At 62.9% G+C, this 21,325-nt stretch carries 18 protein-coding genes; 13 read left to right on the forward strand and 5 right to left on the reverse strand.

What is annotated here, in order from left to right:
• The first annotated feature begins 90 nt into the window (after window positions 1-90).
• Window positions 91-789, forward strand: coding sequence for a dienelactone hydrolase family protein (locus M0D64_RS38380; RefSeq protein ID WP_266261497.1), 699 nt, complete (start codon window positions 91-93; stop codon window positions 787-789).
• A gap of 29 nt (window positions 790-818) precedes the next feature.
• Entirely contained in the window at window positions 819-2,339 is a 1,521-nt protein-coding gene (locus M0D64_RS38385; protein WP_171925058.1) for an amidase, read from the forward strand.
• Between the two features lie 27 nt (window positions 2,340-2,366).
• On the opposite strand, the gene M0D64_RS38390 is transcribed toward M0D64_RS38385, so the two are convergent.
• From M0D64_RS38390 to M0D64_RS38405, 4 genes are all read right to left on the reverse strand, one after another.
• Window positions 2,367-3,659: an MFS transporter gene (locus M0D64_RS38390; protein ID WP_266261498.1), complete on the reverse strand. Its 1,293-nt coding sequence runs from the start codon at window positions 3,657-3,659 to the stop codon at window positions 2,367-2,369.
• 274 nt (window positions 3,660-3,933) lie between these two features.
• Entirely contained in the window at window positions 3,934-4,245 is a 312-nt protein-coding gene (locus M0D64_RS38395) for a high-potential iron-sulfur protein (protein WP_154558896.1), read from the reverse strand.
• A 212-nt stretch (window positions 4,246-4,457) separates the two neighbouring features.
• Complete coding sequence (locus tag M0D64_RS38400) at window positions 4,458-5,564, reverse strand: NAD(P)/FAD-dependent oxidoreductase (protein ID WP_154558897.1); 1,107 nt, start codon at window positions 5,562-5,564, stop codon at window positions 4,458-4,460.
• 493 nt (window positions 5,565-6,057) lie between these two features.
• Window positions 6,058-7,035: an AAA family ATPase gene (locus M0D64_RS38405; RefSeq protein WP_266261499.1), complete on the reverse strand. Its 978-nt coding sequence runs from the start codon at window positions 7,033-7,035 to the stop codon at window positions 6,058-6,060.
• 294 nt (window positions 7,036-7,329) lie between these two features.
• On the opposite strand from M0D64_RS38405, the gene M0D64_RS38410 reads away from it, so the two are divergent.
• Entirely contained in the window at window positions 7,330-7,836 is a 507-nt protein-coding gene (locus M0D64_RS38410) for a hypothetical protein (RefSeq protein WP_266261500.1), read from the forward strand.
• Between the two features lie 81 nt (window positions 7,837-7,917).
• On the forward strand, window positions 7,918-8,715 hold the full coding sequence (locus M0D64_RS38415; RefSeq protein ID WP_154558900.1) for an endonuclease/exonuclease/phosphatase family protein: 798 nt from the start codon (window positions 7,918-7,920) through the stop codon (window positions 8,713-8,715).
• Window positions 8,716-8,811: 96 nt separating this feature from the next.
• Here the strand turns inward: M0D64_RS38415 and M0D64_RS38420 are convergent, their stop codons facing one another.
• Window positions 8,812-9,810: an aldose 1-epimerase gene (locus tag M0D64_RS38420; RefSeq protein ID WP_266261501.1), complete on the reverse strand. Its 999-nt coding sequence runs from the start codon at window positions 9,808-9,810 to the stop codon at window positions 8,812-8,814.
• Between the two features lie 339 nt (window positions 9,811-10,149).
• Here M0D64_RS38420 and M0D64_RS38425 point away from each other — a divergent pair, with 339 nt between their 5' ends.
• The 9 genes from M0D64_RS38425 (at window position 10,150) to M0D64_RS38465 (ending at window position 21,223) form a co-directional block, all read left to right on the forward strand.
• Window positions 10,150-11,202: a LacI family DNA-binding transcriptional regulator gene (locus tag M0D64_RS38425; protein WP_171925191.1), complete on the forward strand. Its 1,053-nt coding sequence runs from the start codon at window positions 10,150-10,152 to the stop codon at window positions 11,200-11,202.
• Window positions 11,203-11,315: 113 nt separating this feature from the next.
• Window positions 11,316-12,335, forward strand: coding sequence for an ABC transporter substrate-binding protein (locus M0D64_RS38430; RefSeq protein WP_266261502.1), 1,020 nt, complete (start codon window positions 11,316-11,318; stop codon window positions 12,333-12,335).
• Between the two features lie 385 nt (window positions 12,336-12,720).
• Complete coding sequence (locus tag M0D64_RS38435; RefSeq protein WP_266261506.1) at window positions 12,721-14,286, forward strand: sugar ABC transporter ATP-binding protein; 1,566 nt, start codon at window positions 12,721-12,723, stop codon at window positions 14,284-14,286.
• A gap of 40 nt (window positions 14,287-14,326) precedes the next feature.
• Window positions 14,327-15,304, forward strand: a complete 978-nt coding sequence (locus M0D64_RS38440) for an ABC transporter permease (RefSeq protein WP_266261507.1) — start codon at window positions 14,327-14,329, stop codon at window positions 15,302-15,304.
• 29 nt (window positions 15,305-15,333) lie between these two features.
• On the forward strand, window positions 15,334-16,293 hold the full coding sequence (locus M0D64_RS38445) for an ABC transporter permease (RefSeq protein WP_154558903.1): 960 nt from the start codon (window positions 15,334-15,336) through the stop codon (window positions 16,291-16,293).
• A gap of 587 nt (window positions 16,294-16,880) precedes the next feature.
• Window positions 16,881-17,651, forward strand: coding sequence for a ferredoxin--NADP reductase (locus M0D64_RS38450; RefSeq protein WP_266261503.1), 771 nt, complete (start codon window positions 16,881-16,883; stop codon window positions 17,649-17,651).
• Window positions 17,652-18,083: 432 nt separating this feature from the next.
• Entirely contained in the window at window positions 18,084-18,920 is an 837-nt protein-coding gene (locus M0D64_RS38455) for a sensor histidine kinase (RefSeq protein WP_266261504.1), read from the forward strand.
• Between the two features lie 10 nt (window positions 18,921-18,930).
• Window positions 18,931-19,587 carry a response regulator transcription factor RqpR gene (rqpR, locus tag M0D64_RS38460; protein WP_154558906.1) on the forward strand — a complete coding sequence of 219 codons (657 nt, stop codon included), beginning with the start codon at window positions 18,931-18,933 and terminating at the stop codon, window positions 19,585-19,587.
• A 244-nt stretch (window positions 19,588-19,831) separates the two neighbouring features.
• Window positions 19,832-21,223, forward strand: a complete 1,392-nt coding sequence (locus M0D64_RS38465) for an amino acid permease (protein WP_171925052.1) — start codon at window positions 19,832-19,834, stop codon at window positions 21,221-21,223.
• Window positions 21,224-21,325 lie beyond the last annotated feature (102 nt).

The following is a 21,325-nucleotide window of genomic DNA, read 5'->3' on the forward strand; positions in this document are numbered from 1 at the left end:
GCAAACTGACCGCCCGTCTCAGGTATTCAGGCCTCTGGCATTCATTCAGACCGACCCCGCGCATCGACGCACGAGTAAATGGAGAGCAACATGAGCACGACTTCCCGCTGGATCGACATTCCCGTCGGCAACGACAGTTTCGGCGGCTATCTGGCGCTGCCCAAAGGCGGCAAGGGACCGGCCGTCATCATCATTCAGGAAATCTTCGGCGTGAACAGCCACATCCGCTCGGTCGCGGACCAGTACGCGCAAGACGGCTACGTCGCGCTCGCACCGGACATTTTCTGGCGCGTGCAGCCGCGCGTCGAATTGACGTATGACGGCGCGGATCGCGAGAAAGGCATCGAGTTGATGCAAAAGACCAATGTCGACCTGGCGGTGGCCGATATCGGCGCAGCCGCCGCGGCGCTGCGCGCGATGCCGGAAGTGACCGGCAAGATTGCGGCGATCGGCTTCTGCTTCGGCGGTCAGCTCGCGTATCTGGCCGCCGCGCAAGGCACGCTCGACGGCGCGGTGGCGTACTACGGCGGCGGCATCCAGAACAAGCTCGAGCAGGCCGCGAAGATCAAAGTGCCGATGCAATTCCACTACGGCGAACTCGACGCGCATATCCCGCTGTCGGCCGTCGGCCAGATCCAGGAGCGCTTCGCCGGCCGTGCCGATGCGGAATTCAACATTTATCCGAACGCCGATCACGGCTTCAACTGCTCGGACCGCGCGTCGTATAGCCAGCCCGCTGCAGCGCTCGCGCATGGCCGCACGCTGATCTTCCTCGGTGAGCGGTTGTAATAACACTCGATAGCGAGGGTCCCTCCGTCGTGCAATCAGACTATCTCGCCCATGACGCCATCGGCCTCGCCGAACTGGTTCGAAGCCGCGAAGCAAGCGCGCGCGAATTGCTGGACATCGCGATCTCCCGCACCGAGGCCGTCAATCCCGCGATCAATGCGATCGTCCTGAAGGACTACGACGCCGCCCGTCAGCGTGCCTCGCGCGATGATGCGAACAGAGCGAACGGCGCGAACCAAGCGGATGGTGGCAGCACGCAAGCAGCGCTCGCGGGCGTGCCCTATCTGATCAAGGATCTGGGCGCAGCGGTCGCCGGATTGCGCATGTCGATGGGCAGCCGTCACTATCGCCATTTCATTCCTACCGAGGACGCGCCGGTCGTCGCGCTCGCAAAGGCGGCCGGTCTCAACATCTTCGCCAAGACCAGTACGTCCGAACTCGGTCAGATGCCTTATACGGAGCCCGAATTGTTCGGCGCGTGCCGCAATCCGTGGAATCTCGACCACACGCCTGGCGGTTCGAGCGGCGGTGCGGCCGCGGCAGTGGCTGCGGGCATCGTGCCACTCGCGCATGCATCGGATGGTGGCGGCTCGATCCGCATTCCCGCTTCATGTTGCGGACTATTCGGCCTCAAGCCTTCGCGCGGACGTGTCCCGCGCGCGACACCGACTGCCGCAGTCGGTGAACTCGGCATCGATCACGCGGTATCGCGCAGTGTGCGCGACAGTGCATTGCTGCTCGATCTGCTGGCGGGCAACGCGGACAGGCCGCTCGGCGCGCCGGGCACTTTCCTTGGCGCCAGCCGCGAGCCATGCAAGCCGCTGAACATTGCCTACGTCACTGATCCGATGCTGGCCTTCTCGCTCTCCGCCGACTCGCGCGCCGCGCTCGAAGACGCCGCGCAACTCGCCAGTTCGCTAGGCCATAACATCGAACCGGTGTCGCTCGGCATCGATTTCGCGGCAGTCCGCCATGCGTTCCTGATGATCTGGTCGGTGACGGCGGAAGAAATGGTGCTGAACGCCGATCGCATCACCGGCCGCAAGCCGCTGCGCGACGAATTCGAAATCTCGACATGGACGATGGCGCACATCGGCCGCAAACTCGGCGAGCACGGCCTGCCCAGCGCACTGGAAGAACAGCGCCGCATCACAGAGCGTCTCACCGATTTGCTGAACCGCTACGACGTGCTGCTGTGCGCGACGCTCGCCGACGCGCCGATCAAGATCGGCGAAATGCACCCCACCTCCGCGGAGCGCATGCAGATGCGCGCCGTCACGGCGATGCCGCTCGAAGCCCTGATGAAGAAGGTGCTGACCGAAGCGTCGAACAAGGGGTTCGCATGGGCGGGATGCACAGCGTTGTTCAATCTGAGCGGACAACCGGCGATGTCGGTGCCGCTTTACTGGAACGCGCGCGGGCTGCCCATCGGCGTGCAGTTCGCCACGCGTAACGGCGGCGAAGCAACGCTGTTGCGACTGGCCGCGCAACTCGAAGCGGCGCGGCCGTGGTTCGACAAACGGCCACCGTTGATACCGGCACGCAGCTAGACGAACGGGCGCCGAACGACTGAACCCTCAAGCCGGTTTGCGCCGCGCATCGAGATCCGCGTGGCGCTTGCCGGGAATGCACGCCACTGCCACGATCGACAACGCCAATCCGCCCATCACGTAATAAGTCGGCGCGAGCGGCGAACCCGTAGTGTTGATGAGCCACGTCACGACGAACGGCCCGAAGCCGCCGAACAGCATCACCGCGACGCTGTACGCGAGCGATAACCCGATCGAGCGCACGTTCGCCGGGAACAGTTCGGCGATCAACGCGCCGAACGGTCCGTAGTATCCGGACAGCGTAATCGACAGTAGCGCCTGTACGAGAACCAGCTTGGACACGCTCGGCTCCGCCGCGAGCCACGCAAACAGCGGATAGATGATCACGAGCGTGAGTACCAGCGACCACAGCGAAAGTCCCTTGCGTCCGATCCTGTCCGACCATGCGCCCGTCAACGGCGAGAGCACGGTGAGCAGCAGATTGCCGACGATCACCGCGTAAAAGGATTGCGCATAAGGCAACTTCAGTTGCTTGACCGCGAAGGTCGGCAGATAGCTGATCAGCACGTAGATCGTCACGGTGAGCGCGATTACCGCGCCGAGTCCGCACAGCACGTCGCGGCTATGGCTTCTGAACACTTCGCCGAGCGTCGCGCGCCGCGCCGTCTTTTGCGCCAGCAGAAAGGCTTCCGAATCGGAGAGATGCCGGCGGATATAAAACCCGATCGGCCCGATGATCAAGCCCAGAATGAACGGTACGCGCCAACCCCATGACTTCAGCGCCTCGGGCGAGAGGCCGTGTGTGATCAACGCGCCAACCACCGCACCGAGCAGAAGCGCCGCCGCCTGGCTCGCCATCTGCCAACTGCCGTAGAAGCCGCGCTTCGAGAACGGCGCCGCTTCGATCAGCAAAGCTGTAGAACTGCCGAATTCACCACCGGCGGAGAAACCCTGCAACAGACGCCCGAGCACGATCATCAAAGGCGCGCCGATGCCGATCGCCGAATACGGCGGGGCAATCGCCAGCAGCAGAATGCCGAGCGTCATCAGCGCGATGACGAGCGATAGCGCCGCCTTGCGTCCCGCCCGATCGGCGTAGAGTCCAAGTACGATGCCGCCGATCGGCCGCATGACGAATGCGACGCCGAAGGTTGCGGTAGTCAGCAACATCGACGAATAGTCGTTTCCTGCTGGAAAGAATAATTGTGCGATCACCACCGTGAGGAAACCGAACACGGTGAAGTCGTACCATTCGAGCGCGTTGCCGATCACGGCCGCCATGACGGCGCGTGTATTGAGGCTCCGTAACGCTGGTGCCATTCGAATCTCCAGCCTGCGAAAAATGTCGCGTGGTACGGCGTCTCAGCGTAGATGTGCTTCAGCGTGCGTTAGTGCGCCCTGGCGCGAGAGAGAAAAACAATGCCCGCCGCCGCAATCGCATTGGAGTGTAAAGAGCGCACAAGCTGTTTTCAAGCAGCAAAAAGGCGTCTGTCGCGCAGGGCGGCAGACGCCTCGATGATCAGACCGCAGTCCGGCACCGCAATGTTGCGGCGCATTTACCGCGACACTGAATGTGTATGCGGCTGAAACGTAATCAGGCCTTCTTGTTATATGCGCTGCACCAACCTGTGCTCGCGACCTGCTTGCCCGCGAACATCGGGCAGCCCGCGTAGGGGTCGGTCGGCTTGCCTTGATAGAAGCTGCAGTTGCCGCAGTCCTGGCCCGCTGCGTATTTCGCGAACTTGGCCTTGTCGACTTTGCTCGCGTCGGCCTTGTAGCCGAGCGCTTGTGCGGTCGGGTCGGTCTCGGCGACCTTCGGTGCGTCGGCGAAAGCCTGGCGCGATAGGGCAAACGTGGATGCCACACCAATGCTGGTGATCAAAAACGTACGACGGGAAGATTTCATGGGGACTCACTCCATTTATATTGAACTGATCGCCGTTCTGATGACAGCGGTCCCTAAGGATAGCAATGAAGCTGTCGCGCGTGACGACCCAAATGATAGAGATAACCGAATTTGCACTCCCCCGCGCGCTCGTTACGCGCTCGGAATGTCCGTTGCTCGCATGACGTGAGCAGCGGGGCGAGAAGCGAGGTGAAAACGCGAGGGTGCGACAATTAAGCGCGCCCACTCAGTTCGCAGACACGCTGAGCGATCGCTAGCGATGCCGTCAATCCAGGCGACTCGATACCGAACAGATTGACCAGCCCGCGCACGCCATGCGCGGCCGGCCCTTGAATCACGAAGTCGGCGGCGGGCTCGCCTGGGCCGGAAAGCTTCGGACGAATCCCCGCATAAGCAGGCTGCAAGGCATCGTCGGGAAGCGCGGGCCAGTACGCGCGAATCGCCGCGTAAAAGGAATCCGCACGATGCGGATCGACGTCGTAATTAATCACATCGACCCATTCGACGTCGGGACCGAAACGCGCCTGGCCGCCGAGATCGATCGTCAGATGCACGCCGAGGCCGGCTTCGTTCGGCATCGGATAGATCAGACGGCTGAACGGCGCGCGCCCCGAGATGCTGAAGTAGTTGCCGCGCGCGAGATAAAGCGGCGGCACATGCCGCGCGTCGAGGCCGCGAATCTTGCGCGCCAGCGCATTCGCGTACAAACCGGCGCTATTGATCACGCAGGCTGCGCTGATCGTGGTCGGCGCGCTGCCGCCCACGTTGATGATGAAGCGGCCGTTGCTCGCTTCGATCGCCTTGACCGGCGCATGGAACGCACACACCGCGCCGTCGCGCTCGGCGTCGCCCTGAATCGCCAGCATCAATTGGTGACTATCGACGATGCCCGTCTGCGGCGAGAACACGGCCTCCACACATTCGAGCGCGGGTTCGAGCGCTTGCGCCTGGTCGCCGTTGATTCGCATCAGGTCGAGCACACCGTTCTCACGGCCCTTCGCCATGATGCTTTCGAGCTGAGGAATCTGATTGCGCGAGGTGGCGACCAGCAGTTTGCCGCAGCGCGAGTGCGGCACGTTGTGCTCGACGCAGTAGTCGTAGAGCATCTCGCGACCGCGCACACAAAGCGCCGCTTTCAACGAACCGCGCGGATAGTAGATCCCCGCGTGAATCACTTCGCTATTGCGCGAGCTGGTGCCCACGCCAATCGCTTCCGCCGCTTCCAGCACGATCACCTCGCGCCCGCGCGCCGCCAATGCGCGCGCCACGGCAAGACCGACGACACCAGCGCCGATCACTACACATTCGATCTGATCCATGTCCCTTGACGCGGCTAACCTCGCCGCGCGCTGCCTCGTTCACCCGATAATCATGAAGACAGGGTACGGCTATCGAGGACCGCACACCGCTCGCTGTCGAACGCACCTGGCCTTACGCACCCGCTATACAAAATTGTACGACGCTGCACAGACAGAAATGCCCGCAGGCAGACGACTGCGGGCATTCGGTCTTGAGCAGGGCTTAAACGTATGGGCCGGACAAGACCAGTGTACGCCGTCGACGATTGTCGCGCTCGAATCTTCATGTGCGCGATGGCATCGCCCTGCGTCCTCGGAGCATTGCCGGCTATGGCGACAACCTTGCCGCCGGACGCCTGTCTGGCGGAAGACGGACCGACGCAAACCCTCCGAAATCGCGAAACTAGCAACAATTGCTGCGACATTCATCCTGTTTTAAGTGTCGAACCGCCTGTTTCGTGTCCTCAGAAAGCCGTCCGAAGGCGGCTTTCTGTCAAAAACAGGGCAAAAATGCTCAAAAACCGATCGGTTTCCTCCGATTTCCGTAATCCAGACGGATGTCGCCGGCTTCGATCCGATCCCGCCCGTCGATGCGTGCCGCGCCGAAGCCATTCAGAATCGCGCGCCGCATTTCACGCGGCGAGGCCAGCTTCAGCGCATCGAGCGCGGCGTCGCCGAGCGTTTCGGGAAAACGCAGACCCCAGTTATGCGCCGAGCGAATCTCGTCGTAGATCGATTGAGCGATACGGCGTGCGCCGTCACGATCCGGCGGCGGAATCTCATACACGTTCATCCGGTTCAGAATCGGCTCCGGAATCGAGCGCTCGTCGTTCGCGGTCGCGATCCAGATCACGTGGCCGGCATTGATCGGAATCTCCACGAATTCGTCGATGAACGTCTGCGCCGTGTCGTGTTCGAGCAGCGCGTAAAGCGCGCCGAGCGGATCGTATTGCGAATCGCCCGTGGCCTTGTCGATTTCGTCGACGGCAATCACGGGGTTGGCGTAGCTGCCGTTCACGAGCGCATCGAACACCTTGCCCGGCTTCGCGTTCTTCCATTGCGACGATGCGCCCGACAGAATCCACCCCGCTGTCAGCGAACTCATCGCCACGTATTGGTACGCGGTGCCGAGCATTCGCGCCAATTGCTTGGCAAAGTGCGTCTTGCCGATGCCCGGGTCGCCGAGCAACAGGATCGGCATCAGTTCAAGCCGGTCTTCAGTCTCGAGACACAAGGCGACCTGCTTGCGGATGTCGTCGAGCGGTTCTGAAAAGTTGGGCAGCGCGTCGATCAGATCGTCGATCGACGGCATCCGGTTCGGCTTGACACAAAAGCGCAGATTGCCGGTTTTCAGCATCTTTTCGTACGTGGCGCGCAGCGCCTCGTTCGCCCCTTCGCTGAGCTCGTTCAGCGCGGTCTCGACCTGATCGAGGTCGTACACCCGACTGAAAGATGCCACGGCGATTTCCTGTTTGACCATTGCTGTTGTCATCGCACACCCCGTCTGGCTGGTCTTGCTGCTGCGGCGCCTGATGGACACCGTTTCAGGTCCAGTGTAGCGAGGCCATATTCGCGTGCAAGCCAGCAGTCATGCGGATCTGCTGCTAACAAGGGTGTGTTTCCTGCGATGCCCCGGAGGACGTCCCCTTGGGGATTCACCTCCTCATCGGAAATGGTGTTTTGCTGAACCCGGCCCCGTTTGAAGTGTCAGAAAGGCGTTCAGCCCATCAGGCGTAAGATGGCCTTCTGTCTACTCTGCCGGACGCAGCGACCGGAGAAACCTTCTATGTGGAAAACCAGTATCGTGGCCGTGCTAGCCGCCGCGCTGTTCGGCACTTCGCTGCTTGCGAACGCGCAACAAGGGGCGGCGCAACAGGCCGTGCAATGGCAGTTGCAGGTCATGCGCGACGGCCAGCAGATCGATTCGTTCGACGGCACCACCACCGTCGGCCAGGCGCGCACGGACACGCATCACAAGATGGTCCAGCATAACGTCGGCTGTAAAGATCAGCCCGGCGGCAGCATCGATCTGGCGCGCACGCTGACGATCTCGCCGCTGCAGGCGGATGCGAGCACGGTCACGCTGTCGATCGAAGCCCAGGAAACATTCGAGGAAGACGCCGCACGACAAACCGACACCGGTTGCAAGTTGCCGCCGCAACCGCGTCAGGTGAGCGCAAGCCATCCCGGCCTGAAGCTGCCGCCTGGTCAGTGGGTCAATTGGACGATCGTCGACAAGAATCCGAGCCTGGTTTATCGCGTGCGTGCGAGCCTTGCGAACAGCACGAACTAGTGCAATGCGAACTGCGCGAACCGAAACGAATAACCCAAGCGAACAACCGAAGCCCCCAACAGAACACGTGGACAACGCGGCATGCGAAACCCAGAAGAATTGATCCGCGAGAGCGCAGCGCCCAAGGATTTCATTGCGGTCAGTTGGAATCTGCATAAGGGCCGCACACCGCTCGGCTTTCAGGCTTGGCAGGCGATGCAGCGCTGGGTTCAGTCGACCCATGCGGACGCGTATTTTTTACAGGAAGCGATGGCGCGGCGCATGCCCTCGCCGATATTGGCAAGTAGTTTCGGCTCGCCGCTCGGCGATCCGTTGAGCGATGTCTGGCACTGTCAGGCCACCGAGATCGCTCGCGCGGCCGAACTCGAAATCGCGCTTGGGCCAAACGTCTTCAAGCCGTCGTGGCGGCATGGCAATGCGATTCTGTCGCCGCATCCGCTCGATCTCGGTGGGCGCTGGGACATCTCCGCGCATCGCTTCGAAAAGCGCGGGCTGCTGGTGGCGCGCGCGACCTTCGGCGGTCATTCGGTCACGCTGCTGTGCGCGCATCTCGCGCTCACGCGCTCGGCGCGCTTGCGGCAGATGAACTGGATCGCGCACTGGATCGCGAAGGAAGCGCCGGAAGGTCCGCTGGTGCTGGCCGGCGACTTCAACGACTGGCGCAACGACTCGGTGCCGCTGTTCGCCGAACACGGCCTGCAGGAAGTGGCGACGCTGCTCGGCGAGTCCGGCCGCACATTTCCGGCCTTCTCGCCGGCGCTCGCGCTCGACAAGATGTTCGTGCGCGGCATGGAGCCGGTCGAATGGATCCAGCCGACGCAGGAAACCGCGTGGCTGTCGGATCATTTGCCGTATATGGCGCGGCTGCGAGTCGAGTGAGCTTCGTTAAAAGACGGCATGGCCGCCTTTTTCTCTTGCCCGCCGCGAACATGAAGCCGGCAGGGCAGCGCTGATCAACGCGCACTACTACACGCATCAGCCTCTTCGCGGCGTCCAGTTCAGCGCCGCCGCGATCTCCTCACCCGGCTGCAACACGCAGCCGCCCACCTGCTCGCGCATGCCCATCGCGTTGAAGCAATCGGTCGTGTTGGTCACCGGTTCCACGCACAGTTGCGCATCGTTGGCGGGCGCGAATACCACCATATGATCGAAGGGCGCATCGGCGGTCATCGTCAATTGACGGTGTTCGTCAGGCCATGCAATCGTCGCCTCGCGCGACCAGTTGGCAAAGTTGTTGTCGAGCGCGAACGCGTCCGGCGACATGCCGTGGCGCAACGCCTCGACTGCAGGGTGCGGGCCGAGATGCGTGGGCAGCACGTCGGCGTCGGCATGCCACATCGCTTGCACTTCGGCGTAGACGCGGGTCTGTGCGGTGCGCGGATAGTACGGGTGATGGCCCATGCCGAAGGGCATCGGCCGGTCACCGAGATTCTGCGCGGACAACGTAATGCGCAGCGCGCCGCCGACCAACTCGATGCGCTGCTGCGCGCGATAACGGAACGGCCAGTCGCCGGGCTGCCGTGAATCCGGTTCGTGCTCGAAGTGCAATTCCACGGAACTCTCCGTGCGCGCCCCTACCTGCCATGGATGCCGCCACGCGTTGCCATGCAGCGCGTGCGTAAAGCGCAGGTCGTTGCCGTTCAGATCGACTGTGCCGCCGTTGAACTGGAAACGTGCGTCGCGAATCCGGTTGCAGTAGGGAAAGAGCGGAAAGCTTGCCATGCGCAGCGGATCGCGTTGATCGAACGCTGCTTGCGTGGCTGGCCGCAGCCAGTGAAGCGGGCCTTCTGGCGTCGACTCGCAGTACGCCGCGAGCGCGCCGCCGACTTCAGGCGCGACCACCACGTGCATGGCGCCCTCCGTAAGAGTGACAAGCGACTTAGCAATCGCGGGGTCGTCGAGCCACGTGAGCCCGGTGAGTTCAGTGACTTCAGTGACGAACGGCCGGATCGGATTCAAGGAAACGTCGCGCATGGTCAGAAAAGGCAGGGCCTCAGGCGAATGGCGGCATGAACGCCCATCGATTTCTCCTATGACGTGCCGCGCACAGCGCGCGGCCGGCGGAACCGTCAGGCTCCGCGCGACCGAGAATCGCACGCCAAAGCGCATCGGTCAATATTATTAATAATAAATTCATCAGAACAAGCCAATTCATGCCTTATCAAATCTCCCACATGGCGGGTTAGCGCACGTTGCCGCGCACATATTATTAGTGGTACCGTCAGCACCACGAATGCCACCGGCATGCTCCTGCTTTTGCGCCGCTGCAGCGCGGCCCGCACAATGAAAAAATCGACTCAACGCCGCCCGACCATGACCGACATCGCCAAGCTCACCGGCGTGTCGCAATCCACTGTCTCGCTCGTCCTGAACAACGCGACCGGCGCAAAATTCTCCGAGACCACCCGCAACAAGGTGCTGAAGGCCGCGCACGACCTCGGTTACCGGCTGTCGCTGCGCGAACCGGTATCGGTGTCGGACGATGAACGCAACCTGATCGTCTATCTGGCCGACGAGATTTCCACCAGTCCGCATCCGGTCGTCAACGTCGACGGCGCGCGCGATGCGGCCTATGCGAGCGGCAAGATGCTCGCCGTCTACTCGACGCACGGCAACGCCGACATCGAAAAGCAGGTGCTCGACGCGACGCTGTCGAACCCGCACGTATTCGGCGTGATCTACGCGACCGTCTACACCCGCAAGGTCACCTTGCCGGCGGCGCTCTCGCAGGTGCCCACCGTGCTGCTGAACTGCTACACGAGCGAAGGCGGGTTGTCATCGGTGGTGCCCGCCGAGGTCGCGGGTGGCCATCTGGCGACCGACTATCTGCTGCAGTCAGGGCATCGGCGGATCGGCTATATCAACGGTGAGCCGTGGCAGGACGCCTCGAAAGACCGCCTCAAGGGCTATCGCACGGCGCTCGCCACCGCCGACCTGCCGTACGCGCCGGAACTGGTGCGCGACGGCGACTGGAGTTCGGGAGTCGGCTTCGAAATGACGCTCTCCCTGATGCGTGAGGCGCATCCGCCGACCGCCATTTTCTGCGCCAACGACCTGACCGCGCTGGGCGCGATCGAGGCTCTGAAGCAACTCGGCCTGCGTGTGCCCGAAGACGTTTCCGTGCTCGGCTACGACGACCAGGAAATTGCCCGCCACACGCATCCACCGCTGTCGACGGTGGTGCTGCCGAACTACGAGCTGGGACGCTGGGCCGTCGAAACCCTGCTACAAGAAGAACACAACCGCGCAGCGGGCGCACCGGTGCGGCATCGCCTCGTCAAACTCGACGGACCGCTCGTCGAACGCGGTTCGGTCAGGGTAATTACCGAGGCAGAAAAGCCAATAATTAATATTATTAGTGATTGACCGATAATAATTCCCGATGGAATAATCGGCACGTCCGGTCAGGGTGAAACAGCTCGGCCGACAGGAGAAACACTAAAAAGCAAATACACCTCACCAGGTACTGGAGGAAGACAATGGCGTCGCTCAACACGCAGTCGCGCAAGCACGCGCGCAAGCAGCAGATTCGTCCGCTGGCAGGTTCGCTGCTGGCTCTGGCAATCGGGTTCGGCGTCGCCACTGCGCACGCCGACGACGCGTTGCCGAAGTTGGCCAGCAAGACGCCGCTGAAGGTCGGCTTCGCGCAGACCGAAAGCAACAACCCGTGGCGTCTCGCGGAAACCAAGAGCTTCAAGGACATCGCCGCGAAGTGCGGCTGGCAGGTCGTGATGACCGACGCCAACGGCTCCAATTCCAAGCAGGTCTCTGACATTCAAAGCATGATCGCGCAGCACGTTGATCTGCTGGTGTTCCCGCCGCGCGAAGAAAAGCCGCTTGCGCCGGTCGTGCTGCAAGCCAAAAAGGCCGGCATTCCGGTAATCCTGGTCGACCGTGACGTCGATCAGTCAGTGGCCAAGGCGGGCCGCGATTACATCACCTTCATCGGCTCGGACTTCATCGATCAGGGCCATCGCGCCGCAGACTGGCTCGTCAAGGCAACCGGCGGCAAGGCAAAGGTCATCGAACTCGAAGGCACCACGGGCGCGTCCGCGGCGAACGACCGCAAGAAGGGCTTCGACGAAATCATCGCGAAGAACCCGGGCATGACGATCATCGCCTCGCAAAGCGGCGACTTCGCGCGCGACAAGGGTCGTCAGGTGATGGAAACGCTGTTGCAGGCGCACCCGGAAGTGACCGCCGTCTACGCGCATAACGACGAAATGGCGCTCGGCGCGATCGCCGCGATCAAGGCCGCCGGCAAGCAGCCGGGCAAGGACATCCAGATCGTCACGATCGACGGCACCAAGGGTGGCATGGACGCGATCGCCGCCGGCGAACTCGGCGCGAGCGTGCAGTCGAGCCCGTTCTTCGGCCCGCTCGCCTGCGACGTCGCCCAACGTTACGCGAAGGGCGAAAAGATCCCGACGTGGGTCAAGGTCTCGGACCGCTTCTACGACAAGAGCAACGTGCAGCAGAGCATGCAGTACGGCTATTGATCGGCAGCCGCCGTCGTACACGCGGTTGTGCAGCTTGAGGGCAGCGCTTTAGCGGAGTGTCCACGCGCTCCGTACCTCGAAGAAAGCCTCTTCGAGGGCTGTGCCCGTAGGACGTCCCCGCCCCGAATCAATCTCCTCGGGGGGCGGGTGACGGGAAGGGTTCGGAGCGACGCGTTCGTGGCAGCACGGGCCGTCGCTTCGCTTTTATGCGGCGTAACATGGTTCGACGACACCGCCTGCATGGAGCCCGAACGAACGGCCACAGCGGCTCGCACTGCCCAGCGCATGCAGCACGTGAAGCAGCACACGCATCAGGAGGACACCCGTGACGGAATCCGGCACGCAGACACCACACGCGCCCCTTACCCGGTCGCCGCTGCTGCAGATGCAGGACATCGGCATCAGCTTCGGCGGCGTACCCGCGTTGCGCAGCGCCAATCTGAGCGTGGCAGCCGGCGAAGTGCACGCGCTGATCGGCCAGAACGGCGCCGGCAAATCGACCATGATCAAGATCCTGACCGGCGCCTATCGGCGCGGCTCGGGCAGCGTGCGCTTCGAGGGCCGTGAAGTCGATTTCCGCACGCCGAAGCAGGCGCGTGAAGCCGGCATCAGCACGATCTATCAGGAGATCAACCTGGTGCCGTTCCGCTCGGTTGCGGAGAACATTTTCCTCGGCCGCGAGCCGCGCCGCTTCGGCCTGATCGACTGGCGCGCGGTACAGCAACGCGCCGCCGCCCTGCTCGATTCGTTCGGTTTGCAGATCGATGTGAAGAAACCGGTCGGCCGCTATTCCACCGCGATCCAGCAGATGGTGGCGCTGGCGCGCGCCGTCTCGTCGGATGCGAAGATGGTCATCATGGACGAGTCGACCTCGTCGCTCGATGAACGCGAAGTGGAATTGCTGTTCACTGTGGTGCGCAAACTGCGCGACGACGGCCGCGCGGTGATCTTTGTCTCGCACCGGCTCGACGAACTGTATGCGCTATGCGACCGCGTCACCGTGATGCGCGACGGCCAGACGGTCGCGCAAAGCACGATGGCGGAAATGGACAAACTGCAACTCGTCACGACGATGCTCGGCCGCACGCTCGCCGCCGTCGTGCACGAAGACGCCGCTGCGCGCGAAGCCAACCTCGCGCGGCGCGGCAAACAGGCGATCGCCGCGACGCACCTGAGCGCCCATCCGAAAGTGAGCGACGTATCGCTCGAAGTGCATGCGGGCGAAGCGGTGGGGCTCGCGGGTCTGCTCGGCTCGGGCCGCACCGAAACCATGCGCCTGATGTTCGGCGCCGATCCGCTCGAACAAGGTTCATTGTCGATTGGCGGAGAAACGGTGGCGTTGAAGTCGCCGCAGGACGCGATCGCGCGTGGCCTCGCTTACCTCACCGAGGACCGCAAAGCCGAAGGCATCGTCCCCGAACTCTCGGTGCGCGACAACCTCACGCTCGTCTGCTTGCGCACGCTGGCGAAGAACGGCGTGGTCGACGTGAAGAAACAGCAGGCGATCGTCGACCGTTTCATTGCTTCGCTCGGCATCAAGCTGCGTTCGGCCGATCAGCCGATTCGCGAACTGTCTGGCGGCAATCAGCAGAAGGTCCTGCTTGCGCGTTGGCTCGCTGCCGAACCTTCGCTGCTGTTGCTCGACGAGCCGACGCGCGGCATCGATGTCGGCGCCAAAGCCGACGTGGCGAAGATCGTGCGTGAACTGCGCGACGCGGGCCTCGCTGTGCTGCTGTCCGCCTCCGAACTCGAAGAACTGACGGCGGTGGCCGACCGCGCGGTGGTGATCCGCGACGGCCGCACCGTCGCCGAACTGAACGGCGCCGACATGAGCGAGACCGCCATCATGGACGCCATCGCCTACGGCAGCGAAGGCCAATCGCAACTGGTCGAAGCCGCCCAGACCGCACATATCGAAGACGCGTTGGAGGGCGACCGTCATGGCGCTTAAGTTGCACACTGAGTCGTTGCATACCCAAGCCACGCCGCCTATGCCGGACGCGGCTACATCACGCGCCGCGGCCGCATCGACGGTGAAGAAATGGCGGCACCTGGCCATGCAACGCGAAGTGATCGTGTTGCTCGCGATGGTGCTCTTCAACCTGATCTTCACCCCGCACTTCTGGTCGCTGCAAACCTTCAACGTCAACATGACGCAGGTGGTGACGATCGTAATCGTTGGCATCGGTATGACGCTGGTCGTGGCGACGGGCGGCATCGATCTGTCGGTGGGCGCCTCGATGGCGATTTCGGGCGCGCTCGCGCCGATGCTCTTCCTGAACATTCCGGGGCCGGGCGGCATCGCGCTCGCGTTCGTGCTGCCGGTGCTGGCGGCGGCCGCGTGCGGCGTCTTCAACGGCTTGCTGGTGACGAGGCTATCCGTCCAGCCGATTGTCGCGACGCTGGTGCTGTTCATCGCCGGGCGCGGCATCGCCCAGGTCGTCACCGACGGCAGCCTGCAGGCGTTCAACACGCCCGCATTCCAGTGGATCGCTTTGGGCAAGGTCGCCGGCGTGCCGTTCCAGGTGCTGCTGATGCTCGCGCTGGTCGTGCTGTTCGCGTGGATCGTGCGCAAAACGCTGTTCGGCCAGTATCTGCTGATCACCGGCGGCAACGAAAAGGCCGCCTATCTGTGCGGTGTGCCGACTGCCACCGTCAAGCTGATCGCTTACACGTTGTGCGCCGCACTCGCGGGACTCGCGGGGCTGATCTCGATCTCGGTGAACTCGTCCTCGGATGCGAACGTAGTGGGACTCGGCGTCGAACTCGATGCGATCGCCGCGGTGGCGGTTGGCGGCACGGCGCTGACGGGCGGCAAGGCGTATATCGGCGGCACGCTGATCGGCGCGCTGATCATCCAGTTGCTGCGCTATACGCTGCTCGCGCACGGCATTCCCGACGCGGCGGCACTGGTGGTGAAGGCCGGCATCATCGTCGCTGCGGTTTATGTGCAACGCCGCTCGCGTTAAAGCGTGCAGGACACTCCGGACTCGATGCGATGAAAAAGAACCTTCCTATCCTCCTTGCACTGGTCACGCTCATCGTGCTCGGCCTCGTGCGCTACGACCATTTCGGCTCGGCCTACAACATCACCTCATTCTGGCGCTACAACTCGATGTTCGCGCTGATCTCGATCGGCATGGCCTTCGTGATCATCACGGGCGGGATCGACCTGTCGGTCGGCACGGTGGCGGCTCTCGCGAGTGTCGTCGCCGCGTTGACCAGCGCGTACGGCGGCGGGGTCGCGGTCGTGGCCGGCTGCGCGGCCGGCATGGCCGTCGGCGTGCTCAACGGCCTGATCATCACGCGGCTGAAAATCCTGCCCTTCATCGTCACGCTCGCGACCAGCCTCGGCGCGCACGGCGTCGCGCTGTTGCTCGGCAAGAACGATGCGGTGTCGATCGCCGCCGACTCGAACTTCGGCAACTTCGGTCAAGGCGATCTGTTCGGCCTGCCGATCCCGGGGATCGTCGCGGCAGTCGCCGCAATCGCCGGCTGGCTCGCGCTGCGCAGCACGCGCTTCGGGCGGCATTCGCTGGCCATCGGCGGCAGCGAGGAAGCGGCGCGGCTAATGGGCCTGAACGTCGACCGTACGCTGGTGATGGCTTATGCCGTAAGCGGCCTGCTCGCCGGCATGGCAGGCGTGATCCTCGCCGCACAGTTCGGTGCAGGGCAGCCGAACGAAGGCGTCGGCTGGGAGTTGTTCGCGATCTCCGCGGTGGTGCTCGGGGGCACCTTGCTTACCGGTGGGGAAGGCTCGATTGCGATGACGATCGCCGGCGTGCTGTTGCTTGGGCTGGTGTTCAATCTGCTGAACTTCGAAAACGGGCTGGGATTCATCAGCCTGTCGGCGTACTGGCAATCGGTGATTCGTGGGGTCTTCCTGCTGCTGGTGATCGTGCTGCAGGCGAGGGTGTTGAAGCAGCGCGGCAAGAAGCGCGTGGCGGCTCCGGCGTAATCAAAACAGGAAACGCTGGAATCCTTATTTAACGGTGGATTCCGGCTGTTCGCCCGAGCGCCAATCAACCTTTGTGTACCAACCCGGCAAGGCCATGCAGCGCGAACAGCAGTGAGCGCGCTCGCCCTGCGCATCTCGCCTTTACGGCCCAATTTCCTCACCTTTCGCACCGATCTCCCGCCCTTTTGCCAGTTTTATCAGCAGGGTCAATGCTGCGGTGCACGGCGGGTTTCGGTATCATCCTGAAAATGTTGCCCGCGCGGCGCGCCTATCCGGCGCATGCCGGACAGCCGATGGCAGCCGCCCTGCGCGGTTTTCGCCCATCGCCGTACCCTTGCTGAAGCGCGGCTGCAGCCACGCCAACGTACTTCGCGGCGCCGATCGTCACAACCGCCGGCGCCGACGCTTCCGGGTCCGGTAGCCCGCTTCACCACGCTCAACCGCCGCGCCAAAGCCCTCGGGCAGCGGGCGCGGTAAAATAGCGGATTGCGCGTGATTCCCGATCTCGGGTTAGCGCAGCATCGCCCTTGCCGTGCCGGCCGGCTAAAACGACTGGCCGCCTTTGTTTTCGCACTATCCAAGAAGCCATGAGCAACCTGAATTCACAAACAGTCCTGAGCGTCCATCACTGGACCGATACGCTTTTCAGCTTCACCTGCACGCGCGATCCGTCGTTCCGTTTCGAAAACGGCCAGTTCACGATGGTGGGCCTCGAAGTCGACGGCAAGCCGCTGATCCGCGCCTATAGCCTTGCGAGTGCGAACTACGAAGAGCACCTCGAATTCCTGAGCATCAAGGTGCAAGACGGCCCGCTCACGTCGCGTTTGCAGCATTTGAAGGTCGGCGACGAAGTCCTGATCGGCAAGAAGCCGGTCGGCACGCTGATGGCCGACAACCTGCTGCCGGGCAAAACGCTGTGGCTGCTGTCCACCGGCACGGGTCTCGCGCCGTTCATGTCGATCATTAAAGATCCGGACATTTACGAGCGCTACGAGCGCGTCGTCCTGACGCACACCTGCCGTTTCGTCGACGAACTGGCGTACAAGGAATACATCACGGATCACCTGCCGGCGCACGAACATCTGGGCGAGCTGGTGCAGGAAAAGCTGCTGTACTACCCGACGGTGACGCGCGAAGCGTTCCAGAACCGCGGCCGCATCACCGAACTGATCGAAACCGAAAAGCTGTTCGTCGACCTCGGCGTGCCGGGCTTCTCGCTCGAAGACGACCGTGTGATGCTGTGCGGCAGCCCGCACATGCTGCGCGACACGCGCAAGCTGCTTGACGACTTGGGCTTCCAGGAAGGCAGCAACAACGCGCCGGGTCACTACGTGGTCGAAAAAGCGTTCGTCGGCTAAGCGGACGCTCAGATTGAGCGGCCCACGCCGCGGAATCACCAGAAAGGAGCCTTCGGGCTCCTTTTTTGTTGCGCAGTTACAAATCGACGCCACCGCCCTGACATTTGACGTCAGCATTATTCCTACATTGCGTGCGTTGCAAAACATCAACCGTTGCGTGAAATGTACGCGCTAACCCTTGGTGCACCTGCATTTTTTCTTTTTTATGAGATATCATCGCGGCGCATGATCGGTCGCTTTAAACGTCGGCCGTAGTACGATCATCATGTTACTGAATGTAAATTTCGTTACGGTGCGCCGTAGCGATTTGTCCGTCGCGGACGACGCGAAAGGACGTCACTGGAGGCCAGAGACTCGCATGCGTTCTTTCGTCTTCGCGCCGCTGATGCGCACCCGCTTCGCCGTTTGCACTGCTTCCTGAGAGGGAAAGTCATGGATACGTCGACCGTCGTCCCGTTTAGCGCCCACATTCCGCCTTCACTTGCACACGCCGCGCCGCCCTCCGCTGCTGAGCGCGAACTCGCGCAACTGCGCGCCCGCGTGCGCCAACTGTCGGCTGAGCTCGTTCAGGCGCAGGAGGCTGCCTGCCGCCATGTGGCGCGCGAATTGCATGACGGCGTCGGCGCCGAGCTGACCGCGACGCGTTTCGCCCTTGCCGGCGTCGAAACCTGGCTGCCCGCCGATGCGCCGCCGCAGTGCGCCGCCGCGCTCGCCGTTGCGAATCGTTCGCTCGACGCCGTGTGCACCGCCAGCCGCCAGGCCGTCGCGGAACTGCATGCGCCGTCGCTCGAAGCGGGCATTGTCGGCGCGCTGGCGCAATGGACTGGCGACTTCGCCGCGCGCACGAACCTGCGTACGAGTTTCGTCTGTGCCGCCGACGTGCGGCTTACGCGCCTGCCCACCGACGCGGCACTGGCCGTGTTCCGGGTCGCCCAGGAAGCACTGAACAATATTGCCAAGCACGCGCGCGCCGAATCCGCCGACCTGCGGATCGAGACCGGCCGCCGCCACCTGACCTTGATCGTCAGCGACGACGGCATCGGCTTGACGCGCACCGCCCGCAGCCGTCGCGGCCATTTCGGGCTGAGCGGCATGCAGGCGCGCTGCGCCGCCTTCGACGGCACGCTGCGGATCAGCGCCCGCCGGATCGGCTCAGGCCGCGGCGACAGCGGCACCGCGTCGCGCGGCACGCTCGTGCAGGCACGTTTTGCGTGGGATGCGATGCTGGCGAGCGCACCTGGCGCCGAGCGTCGCGCGCTGCAATCGTGAGCACGCCATCATGAGCCTGCGCATCCTGCTCGCCGACGACCACGCGGTGGTTCGCCAAGGCGTCCGCCAGTTGCTGCTCGACCGCGGCGTGGCGCGCGAAGTCACCGAGGCGCAAAGCGGCGCCGAAGCGCTCGACGCCGTTGCCCAACACAGCTACGACGTGGTGCTGCTCGACATTTCGCTGCCGGACATGAATGGCGTCGAAGTGCTCAAGCGTTTGAAACGCAAAGCGCCGCGCGTGGCCGTACTGATGTTCTCGATGTACCGCGAGGACCAGTACGCCGTACGCGCGCTGAAGGCCGGCGCCGCCGGCTACCTGTCGAAGACGGTCGACGCCGCGCAGATGATCGGCGCAATCCAGCAGGTCGCGGCGGGCCGCAAATACGTCAGCCCGGCTATGGCCGAAGCGCTGGCGGACTACGTCTCCTTCGACGGCGAACAATTGCCGCACGAAAAGCTCTCGGATCGCGAATACCAGACGCTATGCATGCTCGCGTCCGGCAAGCGGCTGACGGATATCGCCATGGCGTTATCGCTGTCGGTGAAGACGGTCAGCGTGTACCGCACCCGGCTGCTCGAAAAGATGAAGCTGCGCAATAACGCCGAGCTGACCTTCTATGTGATGAGCAACCGTCTCGTCGACTTGAATCCGGCGATGGCCGGTTGAAGCTTTCTTCCCCAGATCGCTAAATAGCGCCCGACCGGGCATGCAACGCGTGAAAACCTTTCCGCCGCGCGCTGTCCTCAGACAAACGTCACGCCCAAATCGCTTTCACCAGGCATTTTCCGCCTCCTCTTCAAGCGCTGAAAACACCGTCCCAAAATGGTGCAAAGGCGCGCATCCGTTAAAATCGAGGGTTTCCCCGACATTCGGCGCGCAAGATGCGTGCACTACTGGAGACCCACCGCCAATGTCCCTGTTTCGTAAAAAGAGCGTCGAGCACATGATCGCCGCGAGCGCTCAGAACGCCGGCCTGAAGAAAGCGCTTGGCGCGCTCGATCTGACTTTCCTCGGCGTCGGCGCCATTATCGGCACCGGCATTTTCGTGCTGACCGGCACGGGCGCGGTTCAAGCCGGCCCGGCGCTGATGGTGTCGTTCCTGATCGCGGCGATTGCCTGCGGGTTCGCCGCGCTCGCCTATGCCGAGTTCGCCTCGACGATTCCGGTTGCGGGGTCCATCTACACGTATTCGTATGCGACGCTCGGCGAACTGGCCGCGTGGATCATCGGCTGGGACTTGATGCTCGAGTATGGGCTGGCAACGTCGGCGGTATCGGTCGGCTGGTCGGGCTATCTGCAATCGTTGCTGTCGGGCTTCGGCGTGAGCTTGCCGGTTGCGCTGACGGCGGCGCCCGGCGCCTTGCCCGGGCACGAGACATGGTTCAACCTGCCCGCTTTCCTCGTGATGATGGCGATCACGGCGCTGTTGTCGCTTGGCGTGCGTGAATCCGCGCGAATCAACAACATCATGGTGGCGATCAAGGTGATCGTGGTGCTGCTGGTGATCGGCGTGGGTGTTTTCCACGTGACGCCGGCGAACTGGCATCCGTTCATGCCGAACGGCTGGAACGGCGTGTTCGGCGCGGCGGCGGTGATGTTCTTCGCGTTCATCGGGTTCGATTCGGTGTCTTCCGCGGCGGAGGAAGTGAAGGATCCGAAGCGCGATTTGCCGATTGGGATCATTGCGTCGCTGGGTGTGTGTGCGGTGCTCTACGTCGCGGTGGCGGCTGTGGTCACCGGCATCGTGCCGTCGGCGCAGTTCGCGAACATTTCGCATCCGGTGTCTTACGCGTTGCAGGTGGCGGGTCAGAAGTGGGTGGCGGGCTTTATCGACCTTGGTGCGGTGCTGGGCATGCTGACGGTGATTCTGGTGATGGCTTATGGCCAGACGCGCGTGATTTTCGCGATGTCGCGGGATGGGTTGTTGCCTGCACGGCTTTCCCGGGTGCATCCGAAGTTTGCTACGCCGTTCTTTACGACGTGGCTCGTGGGGATTTTCTTCGGGCTGATTGGCGCGCTGGTGCCGTTGAATGTGCTGGCTGAGCTGATCAATATCGGCACGTTGGCCGCGTTTTCGATGGTGTCGATTGCGGTGCTGGTTTTGCGGAAGACGCATCCTGAGTTGCCGCGGGCGTTCCGGTGTCCTGGTGTGCCGGTGGTGCCGGTGTTGGCTGTCGCCTCGTGTTTGTTTTTGATGGTCAATCTCCAGGCTGTTACCTGGGTGGCGTTTGTGGTTTGGTTACTCATTGGGATGGTTATTTATTTTGGCTATTCCCGCCGGCATTCCAAGTTGGCGAAATAAGGGTTTTGGGGTTTTTGCCTGCGCGGCGCTTTTTGTCAGTGTTCTTAGGGCGTTGGCCTTTCCTTGATTTGTTAGTGGTCTATTAGCGTTGCCCCTGTGCGG

This window comes from Paraburkholderia sp. WS6, from assembly GCF_030464835.1.
In the GTDB taxonomy this organism is placed as follows: domain Bacteria; phylum Pseudomonadota; class Gammaproteobacteria; order Burkholderiales; family Burkholderiaceae; genus Paraburkholderia; species Paraburkholderia madseniana.

Coding starts and splice junctions, on each gene's coding strand:
- M0D64_RS38435 (WP_266261506.1), top strand. CDS start 12,721: ATGCAGGACATCGGCATCAGCTTCGGCGGCGTACCCGCGTTGCGCAGC.
- M0D64_RS38425 (WP_171925191.1), top strand. CDS start 10,150: ATGACCGACATCGCCAAGCTCACCGGCGTGTCGCAATCCACTGTCTCG.
- M0D64_RS38465 (WP_171925052.1), top strand. CDS start 19,832: ATGTCCCTGTTTCGTAAAAAGAGCGTCGAGCACATGATCGCCGCGAGC.
- M0D64_RS38440 (WP_266261507.1), top strand. CDS start 14,327: ATGCCGGACGCGGCTACATCACGCGCCGCGGCCGCATCGACGGTGAAG.
- M0D64_RS38430 (WP_266261502.1), top strand. CDS start 11,316: ATGGCGTCGCTCAACACGCAGTCGCGCAAGCACGCGCGCAAGCAGCAG.
- M0D64_RS38410 (WP_266261500.1), top strand. CDS start 7,330: ATGTGGAAAACCAGTATCGTGGCCGTGCTAGCCGCCGCGCTGTTCGGC.
- M0D64_RS38455 (WP_266261504.1), top strand. CDS start 18,084: ATGGATACGTCGACCGTCGTCCCGTTTAGCGCCCACATTCCGCCTTCA.
- M0D64_RS38445 (WP_154558903.1), top strand. CDS start 15,334: ATGAAAAAGAACCTTCCTATCCTCCTTGCACTGGTCACGCTCATCGTG.
- rqpR (WP_154558906.1), top strand. CDS start 18,931: ATGAGCCTGCGCATCCTGCTCGCCGACGACCACGCGGTGGTTCGCCAA.
- M0D64_RS38450 (WP_266261503.1), top strand. CDS start 16,881: ATGAGCAACCTGAATTCACAAACAGTCCTGAGCGTCCATCACTGGACC.
- M0D64_RS38395 (WP_154558896.1), bottom strand. CDS start 4,245: ATGAAATCTTCCCGTCGTACGTTTTTGATCACCAGCATTGGTGTGGCA.
- M0D64_RS38405 (WP_266261499.1), bottom strand. CDS start 7,035: ATGACAACAGCAATGGTCAAACAGGAAATCGCCGTGGCATCTTTCAGT.
- M0D64_RS38390 (WP_266261498.1), bottom strand. CDS start 3,659: ATGGCACCAGCGTTACGGAGCCTCAATACACGCGCCGTCATGGCGGCC.
- M0D64_RS38380 (WP_266261497.1), top strand. CDS start 91: ATGAGCACGACTTCCCGCTGGATCGACATTCCCGTCGGCAACGACAGT.
- M0D64_RS38420 (WP_266261501.1), bottom strand. CDS start 9,810: ATGCGCGACGTTTCCTTGAATCCGATCCGGCCGTTCGTCACTGAAGTC.
- M0D64_RS38415 (WP_154558900.1), top strand. CDS start 7,918: ATGCGAAACCCAGAAGAATTGATCCGCGAGAGCGCAGCGCCCAAGGAT.
- M0D64_RS38400 (WP_154558897.1), bottom strand. CDS start 5,564: ATGGATCAGATCGAATGTGTAGTGATCGGCGCTGGTGTCGTCGGTCTT.